Origin of the sequence: Solimonas sp. K1W22B-7 (genome assembly GCF_003428335.1) — a bacterium.
In the GTDB taxonomy this organism is placed as follows: Bacteria; Pseudomonadota; Gammaproteobacteria; order Nevskiales; family Nevskiaceae; genus Solimonas_A.
Genome location: NZ_CP031704.1, coordinates 5147150 through 5165018, shown reverse-complemented (window position 1 = coordinate 5165018; position 17869 = coordinate 5147150). Strand labels below are relative to the sequence as shown.

General features: G+C 67.7%; 16 protein-coding genes and 1 riboswitch. Of the genes, 12 read left to right on the top strand and 4 right to left on the bottom strand.

Features of this window, described 5'->3' with window-relative positions; translation table 11 throughout:
• Positions 1-353 precede the first annotated feature (353 nt).
• From D0B54_RS23125 to def, 3 genes are read right to left on the bottom strand one after another with little or no spacing between them, the layout of a single operon-like run.
• Positions 354-545: an oxidoreductase-like domain-containing protein gene (locus tag D0B54_RS23125; RefSeq protein WP_117294613.1), complete on the bottom strand. Its 192-nt coding sequence runs from the start codon at positions 543-545 to the stop codon at positions 354-356.
• On the bottom strand, positions 542-1465 hold the full coding sequence (gene fmt, locus D0B54_RS23120; RefSeq protein ID WP_117294611.1) for a methionyl-tRNA formyltransferase: 924 nt from the start codon (positions 1463-1465) through the stop codon (positions 542-544). The genes D0B54_RS23125 and fmt overlap by 4 nt, the downstream gene beginning before the upstream one ends.
• Positions 1465-1983 (bottom strand): peptide deformylase, encoded by a 519-nt coding sequence (gene def / locus D0B54_RS23115; protein WP_117294609.1) that lies wholly within the window; start codon positions 1981-1983, stop codon positions 1465-1467. Before def ends, fmt begins: the two co-directional genes overlap by 1 nt.
• Before the next feature lie 273 nt (positions 1984-2256).
• Here def and D0B54_RS23110 point away from each other — a divergent pair, with 273 nt between their 5' ends.
• From D0B54_RS23110 to D0B54_RS23080, 7 genes are all read left to right on the top strand, one after another.
• Complete coding sequence (locus tag D0B54_RS23110; RefSeq protein ID WP_162932651.1) at positions 2257-3270, top strand: LysM peptidoglycan-binding domain-containing protein; 1014 nt, start codon at positions 2257-2259, stop codon at positions 3268-3270.
• A gap of 88 nt (positions 3271-3358) precedes the next feature.
• Entirely contained in the window at positions 3359-4456 is a 1098-nt protein-coding gene (gene dprA / locus D0B54_RS23105) for a DNA-processing protein DprA (protein ID WP_117294605.1), read from the top strand.
• 165 nt (positions 4457-4621) lie between these two features.
• Positions 4622-5089: a DUF494 family protein gene (locus D0B54_RS23100; RefSeq protein ID WP_117294603.1), complete on the top strand. Its 468-nt coding sequence runs from the start codon at positions 4622-4624 to the stop codon at positions 5087-5089.
• 113 nt (positions 5090-5202) lie between these two features.
• On the top strand, positions 5203-7683 hold the full coding sequence (locus tag D0B54_RS23095; RefSeq protein ID WP_117294601.1) for a DNA topoisomerase I: 2481 nt from the start codon (positions 5203-5205) through the stop codon (positions 7681-7683).
• Entirely contained in the window at positions 7683-8246 is a 564-nt protein-coding gene (locus D0B54_RS23090) for an L-threonylcarbamoyladenylate synthase (protein WP_117294599.1), read from the top strand. The genes D0B54_RS23095 and D0B54_RS23090 overlap by 1 nt, the downstream gene beginning before the upstream one ends.
• A 242-nt stretch (positions 8247-8488) precedes the next feature.
• Positions 8489-9412, top strand: coding sequence for an oxygen-dependent coproporphyrinogen oxidase (gene hemF, locus D0B54_RS23085; RefSeq protein ID WP_117294597.1), 924 nt, complete (start codon positions 8489-8491; stop codon positions 9410-9412).
• A gap of 15 nt (positions 9413-9427) precedes the next feature.
• Complete coding sequence (locus tag D0B54_RS23080; protein WP_117294595.1) at positions 9428-10375, top strand: hydrogen peroxide-inducible genes activator; 948 nt, start codon at positions 9428-9430, stop codon at positions 10373-10375.
• 15 nt (positions 10376-10390) lie between these two features.
• Here D0B54_RS23080 and D0B54_RS23075 read toward each other — a convergent pair whose 3' ends face one another.
• The gene (locus D0B54_RS23075) at positions 10391-11311 is read right to left on the bottom strand and encodes a metal-dependent hydrolase (RefSeq protein ID WP_117294593.1); all 921 of its coding nucleotides are present in this window, start codon (positions 11309-11311) and stop codon (positions 10391-10393) included.
• Positions 11312-11459: 148 nt separating this feature from the next.
• Between D0B54_RS23075 and D0B54_RS23070 the strand changes: the two genes are divergently transcribed.
• From D0B54_RS23070 to D0B54_RS23050, 5 genes are all read left to right on the top strand, one after another.
• The gene (locus tag D0B54_RS23070; RefSeq protein ID WP_117294591.1) at positions 11460-12665 is read left to right on the top strand and encodes a hypothetical protein; all 1206 of its coding nucleotides are present in this window, start codon (positions 11460-11462) and stop codon (positions 12663-12665) included.
• A 189-nt stretch (positions 12666-12854) separates the two neighbouring features.
• Positions 12855-13066, top strand: a riboswitch (cobalamin riboswitch).
• Positions 13067-13232: 166 nt separating this feature from the next.
• Positions 13233-14756, top strand: coding sequence for a CoA-acylating methylmalonate-semialdehyde dehydrogenase (locus D0B54_RS23065; RefSeq protein WP_117294589.1), 1524 nt, complete (start codon positions 13233-13235; stop codon positions 14754-14756).
• Between the two features lie 11 nt (positions 14757-14767).
• Positions 14768-15928, top strand: a complete 1161-nt coding sequence (locus D0B54_RS23060) for an acyl-CoA dehydrogenase family protein (RefSeq protein ID WP_117294587.1) — start codon at positions 14768-14770, stop codon at positions 15926-15928.
• Entirely contained in the window at positions 15925-16704 is a 780-nt protein-coding gene (locus D0B54_RS23055; protein ID WP_117294585.1) for an enoyl-CoA hydratase, read from the top strand. Before D0B54_RS23060 ends, D0B54_RS23055 begins: the two co-directional genes overlap by 4 nt.
• A complete protein-coding gene (locus tag D0B54_RS23050) occupies positions 16697-17836 on the top strand; it encodes an enoyl-CoA hydratase/isomerase family protein (protein WP_117294583.1) in 1140 nt (379 codons plus the stop codon). Before D0B54_RS23055 ends, D0B54_RS23050 begins: the two co-directional genes overlap by 8 nt.
• The last annotated feature ends 33 nt before the right edge of the window (positions 17837-17869 follow it).

Below are 17869 nucleotides of genomic sequence, written 5' to 3'. Positions count from 1 at the left end.
GTAGTTCTTTCCACCTTGAAGCCGGGGACTAGGTCGGCAGACACAGCCAAAATATCCCGCCAGCCATCGATTTTCGGCTTCGAAGCTGCCACCTCGATATGAAATTGGCCCCGATCCGATGTTAGCCGAAGGGATATTTCCGGGCCTCTGTAAACCCGCTGGAAGTCACCAAATCCTCCCCCTTGGAGAGTCAACATTTCATCCAATGCTAGCCCATGCTTACGACAGAACGCGTCAAATTCCTGTATCACGGGCCTTCCCCATTTACCTGTACATTTCTTCTTCAACAGCCCGTAGCATCAATCGCGGCGCGCGCCTCTCGTCTGATGCGGTTCGCTGCGCTCACCAGCATCCTACGGGTCTGTTTTGATCGCGCGCTTCGCCCGGATCTCTTCCACCTTCTCCTTCCAGGCCTGCACTTCCTCGGGCCAGCCTTCCAGCACGCAGACGGCGCAGCCGCCGTTGCAGCAGTCCGGCTGGTCCGGGTAGGGCGGCAGGTCGGTTTCCTCCGGCGTGGGATAGCGGAAGGGGGCTGGGCCGCTCATGCGAAGCGCTCTCCCTCGAGCTTGCGGCCGCGTGCGGCCTGGGCCGCGTCCTGCGGCTTGCCGCCCGGCCACTGCAGCTGCTGCAGGCGCACGAGGCCTTCACCCGCCGCCACCGCAATGCCGCGCGCATCCGCCGCGACGATCGTGCCCGGCGCCGCGCCGGCATCGCCCGGCTCGGCCTGCGCCAGCCACAGGCGCAGGCGCTCGCCGCCCAGCTCGCTCCAGGCCACCGGCACCGGGTTGAAGGCGCGGATGCTGCGCGCGATCTGCTGCGCCGGCCGTGTCCAGTCCACGCGGACCTCTTCCTTGCTCAGCTTGCGGGCGTAGGTGGCGCCCTCGGCCGGCTGCGCGCGCTCCTGCAGCTCGCCGCGCTGCAGGAGCGCCACGGCTTCCACGATCAGCCGGCTGCCGAGGGTCTGCAGCTGGTCGTGCAGCAATGCGCCGGTGGTCTCCGCGGTGATCGGCAGGCTTTCTTCCAGCAGCATCGGGCCGGTGTCCAGGCCGGCATCCATGCGCATGATCGTCACGCCGGTCTGGGTGTCGCCGGCCTCGATCGCGCGCTGGATCGGCGCGGCACCGCGCCAGCGCGGCAGCAGCGAGGCGTGGATGTTGAAGCAGCCATGGCGGGGGATATCCAGCACCGCCTGCGGCAGCAGCAGGCCATAGGCCACCACCACCATCAGCTCGGGGGCCAGCGCGCGCAGTTCTTCCACCGCGTCGCCGCGCAGCTTCTCGGGCTTGAAGACCGGCAGGCCCCGTTCCGTGGCGCGCTGCGCCACCGGCGAGGGCAGGAGCTTCTGGCCGCGCCCGGCGGGGCGGTCGGGCTGGGTGTAGACGCCGACGATTTCGTGACCCGCTGCGTGGAGGGCGTCCAGCGCCGCGACCGCGAAGGGCGGCGTGCCGGCGAAGACCAGGCGCATCAGCGGGATGCGGCCTTGTGGCGCGCTTCCTTCTCCAGCTTCTTGCGCAGGCGCTCGCGCTTGAGGCTGGAGAGGTAGTCGATGTAGAGCTTGCCGTCGAGGTGGTCGATCTCGTGCTGGATCGCCTGCGCCATGAGGCCCTCGGCCGCCAGCTCGAAGGGCTGGCCATTGCGGTCCAGTGCGCGCATCCTGAGCTTGTTGTAGCGTTCGACCTTGTCGCTGTAGCCGGCCACCGAAAGACAGCCTTCGTCCATGGTCTGACGGTCGCCGGCGTCGAAGATTTCGGGGTTGATGATCACCAGGGGCTTGGGCTGGGCCTTGTCCTCGGCGGTATCCATCACCGCGAGGCGCCTGGCGATGCCCACCTGGGTGGCCGCCAGACCCACGCCGGGGGCGGCGTACATGGTTTCGAACATGTCGTCGATCAGGCGCTGCAATTCGGCGTCAAACTGCGTCACCGGGGCGGCTTTTTGCCGCAGGCGCGGATCGGGATGCTGCAGGATTTCGAGTAATGCCATGTCAGGAACCAGCCTACAACTTAGAAACGACTGTTGGATTTGACGGCAAGCGATTGACTCATCTAGAGTTTGCTGCAAATCCGGCGCAACCGCGGGGAAGGTGTCGCCATGCGGAAGTATAGCGTTTTATCCAGTCTTCAAGCTGTGGCTCTCGCCACGGCCGCGCTAGCGGCCGGTTGTGCGGTGACCCCAGGGGAGCGCAGTTCCTCCAATACCGGGAGCGCCGCCGCGTCGCGGCCGTCCTCGTATTCGCCACAGCCCTTGCAGGCCGAGGTGGAAGGACTGAGCGCAGCGGAAAGCGGCGCAACCGCCTCCGACGTCGGTGTCCGCGAGGACGCGCCGATGCGCTACGTCGTCAAGAAGGGCGACACCCTGTGGGGCATCTCGCAGAAATTCCTGGTGGAGCCCTGGCAGTGGCCCGAGGTCTGGATCGTCAACGACCAGGTCAAGAATCCACACCTGATCTACCCGGGCGACGTGCTGACCCTGATCTGGCGCCACGGCCGCCCGCAGGTGGAGCGCGAACTGCCTTCGGACCGCGCTTCGCCGCGCATCCGCGAGTCGGACCTGTCCTCGGCGATCCCGGCGATCCCGCTCGACGCCATCCGCGACTTCCTGCACAGCCCGCGCCTGGTCACGATGGACCAGATCAAGCAGGCGCCGTACATCCTGGACTTCGTCGACCTGCATATCGTCGGTGCCGACGGCAATGGTGCCTATGTGCGCAAGCTCAAGCGCAGCCATGGCACGACCCTGGAGGCGGTGCGCCTGGGCCCGAGCTACATCGACCCGGACAGCAACGAGGTTCTCGGCTACGAGGCCATCCCGGTGGCACAGGCCGAGGTGCGCGAGTTCGCCGAGCCCGGCACCATCGTGCTGACCAAGAGCTACCGCGAGGCGCGCGCCGGCGATTACCTGATCAAGCCGCTGCTCGACACCTTCGAGTCCAACTTCTATCCGCACATGCCGCCGAAGAAGATCAGTGGCCGCATCCTGTCGGTGTTCGACGGCGTGTCGCAGATCGGCCAGTTCCAGGTCGTGACCCTCAGCAAGGGCGCGCGCGACGGGCTGGAGGCCGGCCACGTGCTGGACGTGCTGCAGGCCGGCCGTAGTGCGAAGGATCCGCACGGCGTCGCCTGGCATGCGCTGCCGGAGACCTACGCCGGCCAGATCATGGTGTTCAAGACCGAGGATCGCGTCTCCTACGCCCTGGTGATGTCGGCGATCCGGCCGATCCACGCCAAGGACCGCACGGTGAACCCGGGCAGCCACGTCCGCCTCGACTAAGGCCGTATCAAAAAAACCAGGCCCGCCGCGCGGCAGCTGTCTCAAAGACAGCTTGCAGCCGGCGGGCTTTCTGTTTCAGGCTTGTCGCGTGAACCTCCCACCCCTTCAATCCTGGCTGACGCTGCTGCGGGCGCCCGGCATCGGCGGCGTGGCCGTCGCCCGCCTGGTCGCCACCTTCGGCTCCGCCGAGGCCGCGCTGGCGGCCTCGCCCATGTCGCTGCGCCCCCTGGGCCTGGGCGACGAGACCCTGCAGTTCTTCGCCACCGGCGATCCCGAGGGCGTGGCGCTGGACCTGGCCTGGCTGGAGCGCCCCGGGCGCAGCCTGCTGACGCTGGAGGACCCGCGCTACCCGCAGCGCCTGCGCGAGATCGCCTCGGCGCCGGCGGCGCTGTTCTGCCAGGGGGACCCGGACCTGCTGGCGCTGCCCCAGCTCGCCATCGTCGGCGCGCGCTCGGCCACGCCGCAGGGCCTGGAGAACGCCCGTGCCTTCGCCGCCGAACTGGCGCGGCGCGGGCTGTGCATCACCAGCGGCCTGGCGCTGGGCATCGACGGCGCGGCGCATCGCGGCGCGCTGGAGGCTGGCGGCATGACCATCGCGGTCTGCGCCACCGGCCTGGACCGGGTCTACCCCGCCCGGCATCGCGAACTGGCCCACGACATCGTGCGCGAGGGGCTGATGATCTCGGAGTTCCCGATCGGCGTGCCGGCGCTGCCGGAGCATTTTCCGCGGCGCAACCGCATCATCTCGGGCCTGGCGCTGGGCGTGCTGGTGGTGGAGGCGGCGCCGGAGTCGGGCTCGCTGATCACGGCGCGCTATGCCAACGAGCAGGGGCGCGAGGTGTTTGCCATTCCGGGCTCCATCCACAACCCGCAGGCGCGCGGCTGCCACCGCCTGATCCGCCAGGGTGCCAAGCTGGTGGAGTCGATCGACGACATCCTCGAGGAGATCGCGCCGCAGCTGCGCCAGCGCCGCGAGACCCTGGCCGCGAGCGCCGCGCCCGAAGACCCGGCACAGGCGCGGCTGCTGGAATGCCTGGGAACCGAACCGCAATCCTTCGATCAATTGCAGGCGGCCTGCGGGCTGGATGCCGCGGCTTTCGGCGAGGCGCTGCTGGCGCTGGAGCTGTCGGGCGAGGTGGCCGCCGCAGCCGGCGGGGCCTACCAGCGGCTGCGCGTTCCGGCATGAATGCTGCACAATGGGTCTTGGACGCACCCGTGATTAATTGCAACATAAATATGGTTGGTTATATTAAAAATCACAGAACGGAAGGGGGCGCGTAGGAATTTCACTCTTTCTCAACAATTTTGCTTTGAAATACATTAAAAACACACACAGCAACCGGAGCGTTTCATGAAAGAGACCGTACTGGATGTGCTGATGTACCTATTCGAGAACTACCAGGAAGGTGAGTTCTCCGACTCCGACAACCAGGTCAACCTGCGCGACGAATTGACCGCGGCCGGATTCCCCGACCAGGAAGTGGCCCATGCCTTCGACTGGGTCGATGGCCTGGCGCAGCAGCGGCAGTTGCCGATCGTCTTCAGCCCCGGCGGTGCCATTCGCGTCTACGCCCGTGAGGAGCTGTCCAAGCTCTCCACCGAGGTGCGCGGCTTCATCATGTACCTGGAGCAGCTGGGGATTTTCGGCGCCCAGGCGCGCGAGCTGGTGATCGACCGACTGATGGCGCTGAACGAGGAAATCGACCTCGAAAGGGTCAAATGGGTCTGCCTGCTGGTGCTGATGAACGAGCCCGACGCGGAAGACGCCTTTGCCCATCTCGAGGAGATGGTCTACTACAGCGGCGAATTTCTGCACTGAATCAGTGACTTGCCCGTCCAGCGCCGAAAACCGGCGCTGGACATCGGGCGCGGCTTCCGCATATAAGCAGGCCCCTGCGGGCAATGGCCCGCCGCGCCGAGCGCATTATTTAAATGACTAAGAACCTGGTCATCGTCGAGTCGCCTGCCAAGGCCAAGACGATCAAGAAATACCTGGGCAAGGACTTCGAGGTGCTGGCCTCCTATGGCCACGTGCGCGATCTCGTGCCCAAGGATGGCGCCGTCGATACCGCGAACGGCTTCGCCATGAAGTACCAGATCATCGAGCGCAACGAGAAACACGTCCGCGCGATCATCGCCGCGCTCAAGGACGCCGACGAGCTCTGGCTGGCGACCGACCCTGATCGCGAGGGTGAGGCCATTTCCTGGCACCTGGCCGAGCTGCTGCGCGAGAAGAACGCGCTCAAGGGCAAGCCGGTCAAGCGCGTGGTGTTCTATGAAATCACGCAGCGCGAGGTGCAGGAGGCGATCCGCAATCCGCGCGAGATCTCGCAGGACCTGGTCAACGCGCAGCAGGCGCGCCGCGCGCTGGACTACCTGGTGGGCTTCAACCTGTCGCCGCTGCTGTGGCGCAAGGTGCAGCCGGGCCTGTCCGCCGGCCGGGTGCAGTCGCCGGCGCTGCGGCTGATCTGCGAGCGCGAGCTCGAGATCCGCGCGTTCAAGCCGCAGGAATACTGGTCGCTGGATGCGCGTGCCGAAAAGGCACCGCAGGCCTTCAGCGCCAAGCTGATCGAGCTCGACGGCAAGAAGGTCGAGCAGTTCACGCTGAGCGACGCCGGCGGTGCCGAGGCGGCGAAGGAAAAGATCCTGGCCGCGGCCGGCGGCACGCTGCTGGTCAAGTCGATCGAGAAAAAGCAGCGCCGCCGCAACCCGGGCGCGCCCTTCACCACCTCGACGCTGCAGCAGGAAGCCAATCGCAAGCTCGGGTTCACTTCCAAGCGCACGATGCAGACGGCGCAGCAGCTGTATGAAGGCGTGGACATCGGCGGCGACACCGTCGGCCTGATCACCTACATGCGTACCGACTCGGTGAGCCTGGCGCAGGATGCGATCAAGGACATCCGCAACGTCATCCAGCTGCAGTACGGCGCCGGCGCCCTGCCGGCGGAGCCGCGCACCTACAAGGCCAAGTCCAAGAACGCCCAGGAAGCGCATGAAGCCGTGCGCCCGACCTCGGCCGCGCGCCTGCCCAGGCAGGTGGCGCAGTTCCTCAAGCCCGACCAGGCCAAGCTCTACGAGCTGATCTGGAAGCGCACCGTCGCCTCGCAGATGGAGGCCGCGATCTTCGACACCGTCAGCGCCGAGCTGCGCGCCAGCGACAAGCATGCTTTCCGCGCCAACGGCTCGGTGCTGGTGGACCCCGGCTTCCTGGCCGCCTACGACATCCGCGCCCAGGATCCGGAAGACCGCGACGAAGGCGACGAGGACGACAAGCGCCTGCCGGTGCTGGTCGAGGGCGAGCGCGTCAAGCTGCTGGAACTGCTGCCGGAACAGCACTTCACCCAGCCGCCGCCGCGCTACACCGAAGCCAGCCTGGTCAAGACGCTGGAAGAATTCGATATCGGCCGTCCGTCCACCTACGCCACGATCATCTCGACCCTGCAGGGCCGCGACTACGTGCGCCTGGAAGGCAAGGCCTTCGTGCCGACCGACGTCGGCATGATCGTCTGCAAGTTCCTCACCGACCATTTCGAGCAGTACGTGGACTACGAGTTCACCGCCCGCCTCGAAGACGACCTCGACTCCGTCTCGCGCGGCGAAAAGCAGTGGACGCCGCTGCTGGCCGAGTTCTGGGCCACGTTCAAGCCGCGCGTCGAAGAAAAGATGGAGCTGTCGCGCAAGGAGGTGTCCGAGGCCCGCGTCATCGGCGTAGACCCCGAATCCGGCAAGCCGGTCAGCGCGCGCCTGGGCCGCTTCGGGCCCTTCGTGCAGGTCGGCACCAAGGACGACGAGGACAAGCCGCGCTTCGCCTCCCTGCGCGCCAACCAGCGCATCGACACCATCACGCTGGAGCAGGCGATGGCGCTGTTCCAGCTGCCGCGCAAGATCGGCGTGCTGCCCAACGGCGACCAGGTCGAGGTCAACATCGGCCGCTTCGGTCCCTACGTGAAGCACGGCAAGAGCTTCGTGTCGCTGAAGAAGGACGACGATCCCTACACCGTCGAGCTGCCGCGCGCGATCGAGCTGATCGAGCAGAAGGCCGCGGCGCTGGAAGCGGCGACGCTGCGCGTGTTCGAAGGCACCGGCATCCGCATCATCAAGGGCCGCTTCGGTGCCTACATCACCGACGGCACCCGTCGCGCGAATGTCCCGCGCAACAAGGAAGTCGATGACGTGACCGTCTTCGAGTGCGAGGCCTGGCTGGCGGAAGCCGCCGCGGCCGCGCCGAAGAAGGGTGGCAAGAAGGGCAAGGGGGCGGCCAAGAAGACCGCTGCCGCCAAGCCTGAGAAGGCCGAGAAGGCACCGGCAAAGAAGCCGGCCGCCAAGAAGGCTGCGGTCAAGAAGACCGCGGTGAAGAAAGCCGCGGCCAAGAAGGCGCCGGCGAAAAAGGCCGCCGCCAAGAAGAAGAGTTGATGTCCGACGTCGCGCCGCTGCGCCTCAAGGCCGCCGTACGCGCGCTGCAGCGCGGCGGCGTCATCGCCTACCCGACCGAGGCGGTCTGGGGCCTGGGCTGCGAGCCGCAGGATGAGCGCGCCTGCATGCGCCTGCTGCAGCTCAAGGGTCGCCCCTGGGAAAAGGGCCTGATCCTGGTGGCCTCGCGTTTCGAGCAGCTCGCCCCCTACGTGCAGGTGCCCTCCAACAACGCCCTGAAGCGCGCCACGGCGACCTGGCCGGGCCCGGCGACCTGGGTGTTTCCCGCCACCGACCACACGCCGATGTGGATCAGCGGCGATCATGACGGTGTCGCCGTGCGCGTCAGCAATCACCCGGCGGTGGTCGAGCTCTGCGAGGCCTACGGCGGTCCGGTGGTGTCCACCAGTGCCAACCCCGCAGGCCGCGCGCCGGCGACCAGCGTGGCGCAGGTGCGGCTCTACTTCGGCGACGACATCGACTTCCTGATGCCCGCCGCGCTGGGCCACCTGGCCAGGCCCACGACCATCCGCGACGTGGCGACCGGACATATCCTGCGGCGATAGCCCTTCATCCCGGAGCCGCCCGGCGACGTTTTTTGACTTGCATCCAATGCAACTCACCGTTCACACCGAGTAGCGCCGCGAAGCGTCGCGTATCGAGGTGCGCGCCGGACTCTCCACCTTCGTTTTCATGGGCTTGGGCCTGGATGGATGGCTTGGTGCGCTCAGCTTCCTCATGCGGCCAAAGAACGGAACCGTCCCGATTGGTTTGCAATCATTTCAACACTACGGGGACAATCTCTCCGATGAGCACCCCCGACTTCACCACCGTCGAAACCTGGCTGCGCAGCCTGCAGGCGCGTCTCTGCGAGCGCTTCGAGGCGATCGACGGCATCGCCCGTTTCGGCACTGATCCCTGGCAGCGCGCCGAAGGCGGCGGCGGGGTCTCGCGCGTGATGGCCGACGGCGCGGTGTTCGAGCGCGGGGGCGTCGGCTTCTCGCTGGTGCACGGCAGCAAGCTGCCGCCCTCGGCGAGCGCACATCGCCCGGAGCTGGAAGGCCGCAGCTGGCGCGCCATGGGCGTGTCGGTGGTGATGCACCCGCGCAACCCGCATGCGCCGACCAGCCACTGCAACGTGCGCCTGTTCGTCGCCGAAAAGCCCGGTGAGGAGCCGGTATGGTGGTTCGGGGGCGGCTTCGACCTGACGCCCTACTACGGCTACGACCAGGACTGCCAGGAGTGGCATGCCGCGGCGCGCGAGGCCTGCGTCCCGGCCGGCGAGCACGTCTACCCGAAGCTGAAGACCTGGTGCGACGAGTACTTCTTCCTCAGGCACCGCAACGAGCCGCGCGGTGTCGGCGGCATCTTCTACGACGACTGGAGCGAGGGCGGCTTCGAGGCCGGCTTCGCCCTGATGCAGCGCGTGGGCGAGGCCTTCGGCTCGGCCTACGCCGGCATCGTCGCGCGCCGCAAGGACCAGCCGTTCGGCGAGCGCGAGCGCCAGTGGCAGCTGCTGCGCCGCGGCCGCTACGTCGAGTTCAACCTGGTCTGGGACCGCGGCACCCTGTTCGGCCTGCAGTCCGGCGGCCGCACCGAGTCGATCCTGATGTCGATGCCGCCGCAGGTACGCTGGGAATACGACCACCGGCCCGAGCCGGGCTCGCCGGAGGCGGCGCTGCTGGAGCGGTATCTGAAGCCGAGGGACTGGCTTGCGGGGACCAGGGCCTAGCCCCGGCTTCCAGAGATGACCCTCACCGAACTCCGCTATCTCGTAAACCTCGACAAGGAACGCCACTTCGGCCGCGCGGCCGAGCGTTCCTTCGTCTCCCAGCCGACCCTGTCGGTGGCGGTGAAGAAGCTCGAGGACGAGCTCGGCGTGATCCTGTTCGAGCGCAACCGCGGCGAGGCCAAGCCTACCCCCGTGGGCGAGCGCATCATCACCCAGGCGCGCCGCGTGCTGGCCGAGTCCAAGCTGATCGAGGACCTGGCGCGCGAGGGCCGCGACGAGCTCAACGGCCCGCTGCGCTTCGGCGCGATCTACACCGTCGGTCCCTACCTGCTGCCCGGCCTGGTGCCGCTGATGCGCGCGCGCGCGCCGCTGATGCCGCTGGTGATCGAGGAGAACTTCACCGCCAAGCTGCTGGAGCAGCTGCGCGACAACGAGCTGGACGTGGCGTTGCTGGCGCTGCCGGTGGACCTCACCGGCCTGGCCGCCTGGCCGGTCTACGACGAGGACTTCGTCGTCCTGATTCCGCGTGACCATCACTGGGCCGGCGAGAAGCAGATTCCGGCGCGCCAGCTCGCGGGCGAGCCCCTGTTGCTGCTGGGGCCGGGACATTGCTTCCGCGAGCAGGTGATCGAGGCCTGCCCCAAGTGCGTGGAGCCCGACGGCGCCGGCCCGCGGCCGCAGACCGGCAGCAGCCTGGAGACGATCCGCCACATGGTGGTCGGCGGCCTGGGCATCACCGTGCTGCCGCGCGCCTCGGTGGAGAACCGCGCCGAGGATCCGGGGCACCTGCTGTCCAAGCCCTTCGTGCCGCCGGGACCCAACCGCCGCATCGCACTGATCTGGCGCAAGTCCTGGCCGCGCCGCAAGGCGATCGCCGTGCTGCGCCAGGCGATCCTGGAATCCGGCATGAAGGGTGTGAGCTATCTACCGGATGCCGAGCTGCAGGAAGACGGCAGGCACTGAGACGGCACTGCGGCCCTACTGCTGCATCGCTGCCCGCGCGGCTGGCGAGCGTGCCAGGTAATCCAGCGCCTGCTGCGTGTCGCCCTCGGTAACCGGGTGGAAGCGCGGCGAGATCCAGCGCAGCGCGCCGGCGACCAGGAAGCTCAGCGGCGGCAGGTTTTCGGTCCTGCGGCCGACGCGCTCCACTTCCAGCAGCAGGCGCAGCAGCGAGCGGCGCGACAGCGCGCGGCTGGCGCGGTCGCTGCGATCCTGGCTCGCCAGCTCGCGATAGCTCTCGGTGAGGGCAAGCATGAACATCGGGAACACCACGGCCATCAGCGCCTGGCGGCTGACGTAGAAGCCGATCTGCGTGCGGCACAGGTGCTCGAACAGGTCGTAGGCGACGCTGCGGTGCTCCACTTCCTCGGCCAGGTGCCAGCGGAACAGGTCCGCCATCACCGGGTCGGCCCTGTCCCAGGTCTTGTTGTCCATGGCCCACTGGCCGAGCATGCCGGTGAAGTGCTCGATCGCCGCGATCAGGCCGACGCGCAGCACCAGCCAGTGACGCTTGAGCGGCTCCCGCTGCAGCAGCTTCAGGCCGAAGGGCGCATCCCCCAGCAACTCGCCGAACAGGTGGTTGGCCCGTGCGAGGAACTCGTTGGTCTCCAGCTGATGGCGCCGGAGGTAGTCGTGGGCGCCGATATGCGCGCGCGCATGCCAGGCCTCCTGGCGGATGAAGCCTTCCACGTCCTGGCGCAGGCGGGCGTCGCTGACCAGCGGCAGCGCCTGGTTGTAGACGCGGCAGAACCACAGCTCGCCGGCTGGCAGCAGCAGGTGGATGCCATTGATCATGTGGGTGGCGAAAGGGTCGCCCGGGATCCAGTGCAGCGGGGTCTGGCTGAAATCGAACTGGGCGCGACGGGCCTTGAGGGCGTGGTGTTCGGTGCTGCTCGTCATGATGTTACGGACTCCGGCGAACGACTTTCTTCGAGGTAATATTTACATTGAACACTGGCACATTTCAAGCGTCACTCGATGAATGGCGGTTCTTCGCGCTACCGTAGGGGCTGGGGACTACAAGAACGACGTCGACCGAGGGGGAGCGATGAACGACGATGCCGCCCGGCGTTTCCGAGATCATTTCCTGTGGCAGCTGCGTGCCAAAGGGCACAGCCCGGCGCAGATCGCGCGCTGGATGTGGAAGCCCTACTGCCCCGAAGACCTGCGCATCCTCGGCCCGGACCGCGATCGCGATCTTTCCGGGCTGGCCTACAGCGAGGCGGAAGTGGAGGCGATGCTGGCGGAGCTGCCCGAACCTTCGCTGCGCATCGACGAGCATTTCTTCCGCAGGGAAAAGACCGTGCTGGTACTGGTGCCGGGCTTCACCCACGAGACGCTGAAGAATTTCTCCTGGCACGAGCAGGTGCAGCGCAAGGGCTCGCCGCATACGGTGCTGATGCTGCACCCGGCAGAGGGCGCGACGCGCGAGCAGCTCTACCAGTCGGGCGACGGGCTCAAGCTGGTGTACCTGCGCTACCCCCGCTCGAATGCCGCCAGCGCGCATATCGTGCCGGCGATGTTCCGCATGCTGCAGGGCAGCGCCAGCCTGCGGCGCTGGGTGGGCGAGGGCTACCGCCTGTTCTTCGTCGGCTATTCTTACGGCGCCCCGCTGGCGCTGGAATTGCTGGCCGAGCTGAACAGCGGCGCCTACGCCGACGAGTTCATCCTGCGCGTCACGCGCGGCTTCCTCGGTCTCTGCGGCGATATCGGCGGGTCGTATCTTGCGGACGACTGCATCGGTGAGTCGCCGCAGCTGGTGTCGATGGACAAGCTGGTGGCCTTCGCGCGGCGCCATCCCTGGTTCGGCAAGCTGGTGGGCCTGGGCACGCCGCAGCTCTGCGACGACATGATCCACGGCGTCGGCGCGCTGGGGCACCCGGTGCGCCAGGCCCGCGCCCGCGACTACGCGCCCCGCCTGCCGCCGCAGCTGCGCTACTACACCGCCGCCGCGGTGATGCCGCTGGCCGACTACCGGTGCCGCTGGTGGCAGCTCAACCTCGACGACTGGGCCATGCACCGGCAGGCACTGGTTACCGACCCGATCACGGTCTACAACGACGGCCAGGTGGCGCTGCCCGACAACCTGCTGCCGCCGGCGCCGCAGGTGCCGGCGCAGAACAATCTGCATCTCGGCGCCGTGCGCACGCATCACTGGGGCGTGAGCTACCGGACCTTCAACTTCGGCATCAACCGCTTCCCGCGCGTGGCCTACTACCGCGCGCTGCTGCAGACGGTCCTGTCCGAGACCTGAGGGCGCAACGCTCCGGCATGGTAAAAAGTGGCTGCGCGCAGGTCGACCCTGCGACTAAGGGCGCAGTCGGATTTTCGGAGCGAATACCCGGTGTGCGCGGCCATTGATCCTCTGCCGGGAATCGAAACATGGCAAAAACGCTCAATCATTTCGGCGGATTCCGGCACTGCTCCCTGCCACATCCCGCACTAGAATCCGCCCCATGCAGGTGCCCTGGTCCTTATCCGGATCCAGGGTGAAACGGGAATGCGGTGCCCTGGGCGACAAGCCCGGTCATGCCGCAACTGCCCCCGCAACGGTAAGCAAGCGTCGCTGCGCCTCTACGCCACTGATGTCGACATCGGGAAGGCCGCGCAGAAATCCTTGCAAGTCCGGAGACCGGCCTGCATGCGCACGTTTCGACAACGGTCGGAGCGCGCGTTCAAGAATCCCGTTCGCGGTGGGCGTGACGGCATGGCGGTTTGCAGACGGAACACGAAGCGTGCGTGCCCTGACCTGAGCCTCGTCCGGCCGGGCGGTTGTGCGCGCCTTCCCCGGGCAGACCGCGAAGACTCGCGGAGCATATTCATGTCAGCTGTCCTCAAGCCCAACGCGGCGATCCCCAGCATCAAGTTGCTGATCAACGGTGAATTCATCGAGTCGAAGTCGCGCGACTGGCGCGACGTCATCAACCCCGCCACCCAGGAAGTCCTGGCGCGCGTGCCCTTCGCCACGCCGGAGGAACTCGATGCCGCGGTGGCTTCCGCCAAGGAAGCCTTCAAGACCTGGCGCAAGACGCCGATCGGTGCGCGCGCCCGCATCTTCCTCAAGTACCAGCAGCTGATCCGCGAGAACATGAAGGAGCTGGCGGCGATCCTCACCGCCGAGCAGGGCAAGACCCTGCCGGACGCCGAGGGCGACGTGTTCCGCGGCCTCGAGGTGGTGGAGCATGCCGCCAACATCGGCACGCTGCAGATGGGCGAGCTGGCGACCAATGTCGCCGGCGGTGTCGATACCTACACCATCCTGCAGCCGCTGGGCGTCTGCGCCGGCATCACGCCCTTCAACTTCCCGGCGATGATCCCGCTGTGGATGTTCCCCATGGCCATCGCCACCGGCAACACCTTCGTGCTGAAGCCGTCCGAGCAGGACCCGATGGTGACCATGCGCCTGGTCGAGCTGGCGCTGGAAGCCGGCGTTCCCAGGGGCGTGCTCAACGTTGTCCACGGTGGCCCGGACGTCGTCAACGGCCTCTGCGATCACCCGGACATCAGGGCGGTGTCCTTCGTCGGCTCGACCAAGGTCGGCACGCACGTCTACAACCGCGCCACGCTGGCCGGCAAGCGCGCGCAGTGCATGATGGGCGCCAAGAACCACGCCGTGGTGCTGCCCGACGCCAACAGGGAGCAGGCGCTGAACAATCTCACCGGCGCCGCCTTCGGCGCCGCAGGCCAGCGCTGCATGGCCGCCTCGGTGACGGTGCTGGTGGGCGAGGCCAACCAGTGGATTCCGGACATCGTCGCCAAGGCGAAGACGCTGAAGGTCAATGCCGGCCACGAGCCCGGCACCGATGTCGGTCCCGTGGTGTCCTGCGCGGCGCGCGAGCGCGTCGACGGCCTGATCGCACGCGGCCTCGCCGATGGCGCGAAGCTGGAACTGGACGGCCGCAATCCCTCGGTGCCCGGCTACGAGCAGGGCAACTTCGTCGGCCCCACGATCTTCTCGGGTGCCAAACCCGGCATGTCGATCTACGACCAGGAAATCTTCGGGCCGGTGCAGGTGATCGTCTCGGTGGACACGCTGGACCAGGCCATCGAGCTGATCAACAGCAACCCCAACGGCAACGGCGTGGCGCTGTTCACGCAGTCCGGCGCCGCCGCGCGCAAGTTCCAGGAAGACATCGACGTCGGCCAGGTCGGCATCAACGTGCCGATCCCGGTGCCGGTGCCGCTGTTCTCCTTCACCGGCTCGCGCGGCTCCAAGCTCGGCGACCTCGGCCCCTACGGCAAGCAGGTCATCCTGTTCTACACCCAGACCAAGACCGTCACGCAGCGCTGGTTCGACGACAGCACGCTGTCGGTCGGCGTGAACACCACGATCAGCCTGAAGTAAGGCCATGACACATGGAGTTCGCACTCAATGATGTGCAGCTGTCGCTGCAGGCGGCGGCGCGCGATTTCGCGCGCCACGAGTTTGCGCCCAATGCCGCGCAGTGGGACGCCGATTCCGAGTTCCCGCGCGAGACCATCGCCAAGGCCGGGGAGCTGGGGTTCTGCGGGGTCTATACGCCGGAATCCGCGGGCGGCCTGGGGCTGAAGCGCCTCGACGCCGCGGTGATCTTCGAGGAGCTGGCTGCCGGCTGCACCAGCACCACCGCCTACATCACCATCCACAACATGGTGACCTGGGTGGTCGCGACCTGGGGCCAGGGGCGGGTGCTGTCGGACTGGGCGCCGCGCCTGGCCAGCGGCCAGGCCCTGGGCAGCTACTGCCTGACCGAGCCCGGCGCCGGCTCCGACGCCGCCTCGCTCAAGACCCGCGCCGTGCGCCATGGCGACCGCTACCGCATCAGCGGCAGCAAGATCTTCATCTCCGGCGCCGGCGGCACCGACCTGCTGGTGGTGATGGCGCGCACGAGCAACGATGGCGCCAAGGGCATCAGCGCCTTCGCCGTGCCGGCAGACGCGCCGGGCATCGTCTATGGCAAGAAGGAGCACAAGATGGGCTGGAACAGCCAGCCCACCCGCACCATCAGCTTCGACGAGGTCGAAGTGCCCGAGGACTACCGCCTCGGCGAAGAGGGTGACGGCTTCACCATCGCGATGAAGGGCCTCGACGGCGGGCGCATCAACATCGCCACCTGCTCCGTCGGCACGGCGCAGGCGGCGCTCGACCGGGCGCAGGCACACCTCACCGTCCGCCGGCAGTTCGGCCGCGAGCTGTCGCAGTTCCAGGCCCTGCAGTTCCGCCTGGCGGACATGGTCACGGACCTGGTCGCCGCGCGGCAGATGGTGCGGCTGGCCGCCTGGAAGCTCGACACCGGCAGCCCCGACGCCACCACCTACTGCGCCATGGCCAAGCGCTACGCCACCGACGTCGGCTTCCAGGTCTCCAACGAGGCCCTGCAGCTGCATGGCGGCTACGGCTACTCGCGCGAACTGCCGCTGGAGCGGCACGTCCGCGACAGCCGCGTACACCAGATCCTGGAAGGGACCAACGAAATCATGCGGGTGATTGTTGCCCGCGCCATCCTGCGCGAGGGCGCAACCGAGGAGTTGAGATGAGCTACACCAACCTGAAGCTGGAAAAGCGCGATCACACCGCCGTGCTGTTCCTGAGCAATCCGCCGGCCCACACCTGGACGGCGGAAAGCCTCGCCGACCTGAAGCGCCTGGTCGCCGACCTGAACGCCGACCGCGAGATCTACGCCCTGGTCATCACCGGCGAGGGCGCCAAGTTCTTCTCCGCCGGCGCCGACCTCAAGCTGTTCGCCGACGGCGACAAGGCGCGGGCGCGCGAGCTGGCGCGCCGCTTCGGCGAGGCCTTCGAAGCGTTGTCGGACTTCCGCGGCGTCAGCATCGCCGCGATCAACGGCTACGCCATGGGCGGCGGCCTGGAAGCGGCATTGGCCTGCGACCTGCGCATCGCCGAGGAGCATGCGCAGATGGCGCTGCCGGAAGCCACGGTCGGCCTGCTGCCCTGTGCCGGTGGCACGCAGAACCTGCCCTGGCTGGTGGGCGAGGGCTGGGCCAAGCGCCTGATCCTCTGCGGCGAGCGCATCGACGCGGCCACCGCCCTGCGCATCGGCCTGGTCGAGCAGGTCGTGCCCAGCGGCGGCGCGCTGGAGGCTGCACTGACGCTCGCCGGGCAGGTCGCCAGGCAGAGCCCGACCAGCGTCGCCATCTGCAAGACCCTGATCCAGGGCGCGCGCGGCAACCCGCTGCGGCAGATCCTGCCGGTGGAGCGCGAGCGCTTCGTCGACCTGTTCGACACCCAGGACCAGAAGGAGGGCGTCAATGCCTTCCTGCAGAAGCGCAAGCCGGAGTGGACCAATGGCTGACACCGCTCCCCTCGACAGCCCGGTGCTGTTCCGCGAAGTCACCGCGGCCAACGGCAAGCGCATCGGCTACGCCCAGCTCAATGCAGAGAAGTCGCTCAACGCCCTGAGCCTGCCGATGATCCGCCTGCTCGATCCGCAGCTGCAGCGCTGGTCGGCCGATCCCGCCATCGCCTGCGTGGTCCTGCACGGTGCCGGCGAGAAGGCCTTCTGCGCCGGTGGCGACGTGCGCAGCCTCCACCGCGCGATCCTGGATCACCAGGGCCCGCCGCCGAACGCTGCGAACATGGCGTTCTTCGACGAGGAATACAGCCTCGACTACCGCATCCACCGCTATCCCAAGCCGCTGCTGGTCTGGGGCAGCGGCATCGTCATGGGCGGCGGCCTCGGCCTCATGGCCGGCGCCAGCCATCGCGTCGTCACCGAGACTTCGCGCGTCGCCATGCCCGAGATCAGCATCGGCCTGTTCCCCGACGTCGGCGGCAGCTGGTTCCTGCGCAACATGCCGGGCCGCATGGGCCTGTTCCTGGCGCTGACCGGCGCCTCGATCAATGCTCATGACCTGCGGGTGGCGGGCCTGGCGGATTACTTTGTGCGCGCCGCGGATCGGGAGGCGATCTTCGATCAGCTGGCCGCTGCCGACTGGGGCGATTCCGCCGGGGCCAATCGTGCGCTGCTGAGCCAACTGCTCGCCGGCTTCGCCGAGGCCGCGCAGGCTTCGTTGCCGGCTTCGCCATTGCAGCAGCACGCGCAGACCATCGAAGCCCTCACCGCCGGCGCCAGCCTGCGCGAGGTCTACGCCGCCATCACCGGCTATGCCGGCGACAATCCCTGGCTCAAGCGCGCTGCCGCGACGCTCGCCGCTGGCTCGCCGACCACGGCGGCCCTGGTCTGGGCCCTGCGCGAGCGTGCCTCCACGATGAGCCTTGCCGAGGTGTTCCGCATGGAGTTGGTGGTGGCGCTGCAATGCTGCGCCCACCCGGACTTCGCCGAAGGCGTGCGCGCCCTGCTGATCGACAAGGACAACGCGCCGAAGTGGACGCCGCCGACGCTGGCGGAGGTGACGCCGGAGTGGGTGGCGGAGCATTTCCGGGCGCCTTGGACGGATAGTTTGGCGTCGGTGGGAGTGGCATAGACGTGCGTTTCCCTCTCCCGCTTGCGGGAGAGG

Coding starts and splice junctions, on each gene's coding strand:
- D0B54_RS23125 (WP_117294613.1), bottom strand. CDS start 545: ATGAGCGGCCCAGCCCCCTTCCGCTATCCCACGCCGGAGGAAACCGAC.
- fmt (WP_117294611.1), bottom strand. CDS start 1,465: ATGCGCCTGGTCTTCGCCGGCACGCCGCCCTTCGCGGTCGCGGCGCTG.
- def (WP_117294609.1), bottom strand. CDS start 1,983: ATGGCATTACTCGAAATCCTGCAGCATCCCGATCCGCGCCTGCGGCAA.
- D0B54_RS23100 (WP_117294603.1), top strand. CDS start 4,622: ATGAAAGAGACCGTACTGGATGTGCTGATGTACCTATTCGAGAACTAC.
- D0B54_RS23095 (WP_117294601.1), top strand. CDS start 5,203: ATGACTAAGAACCTGGTCATCGTCGAGTCGCCTGCCAAGGCCAAGACG.
- D0B54_RS23090 (WP_117294599.1), top strand. CDS start 7,683: ATGTCCGACGTCGCGCCGCTGCGCCTCAAGGCCGCCGTACGCGCGCTG.
- hemF (WP_117294597.1), top strand. CDS start 8,489: ATGAGCACCCCCGACTTCACCACCGTCGAAACCTGGCTGCGCAGCCTG.
- D0B54_RS23080 (WP_117294595.1), top strand. CDS start 9,428: ATGACCCTCACCGAACTCCGCTATCTCGTAAACCTCGACAAGGAACGC.
- D0B54_RS23075 (WP_117294593.1), bottom strand. CDS start 11,311: ATGACGAGCAGCACCGAACACCACGCCCTCAAGGCCCGTCGCGCCCAG.
- D0B54_RS23070 (WP_117294591.1), top strand. CDS start 11,460: ATGAACGACGATGCCGCCCGGCGTTTCCGAGATCATTTCCTGTGGCAG.
- D0B54_RS23065 (WP_117294589.1), top strand. CDS start 13,233: ATGTCAGCTGTCCTCAAGCCCAACGCGGCGATCCCCAGCATCAAGTTG.
- D0B54_RS23060 (WP_117294587.1), top strand. CDS start 14,768: ATGGAGTTCGCACTCAATGATGTGCAGCTGTCGCTGCAGGCGGCGGCG.
- D0B54_RS23055 (WP_117294585.1), top strand. CDS start 15,925: ATGAGCTACACCAACCTGAAGCTGGAAAAGCGCGATCACACCGCCGTG.
- D0B54_RS23050 (WP_117294583.1), top strand. CDS start 16,697: ATGGCTGACACCGCTCCCCTCGACAGCCCGGTGCTGTTCCGCGAAGTC.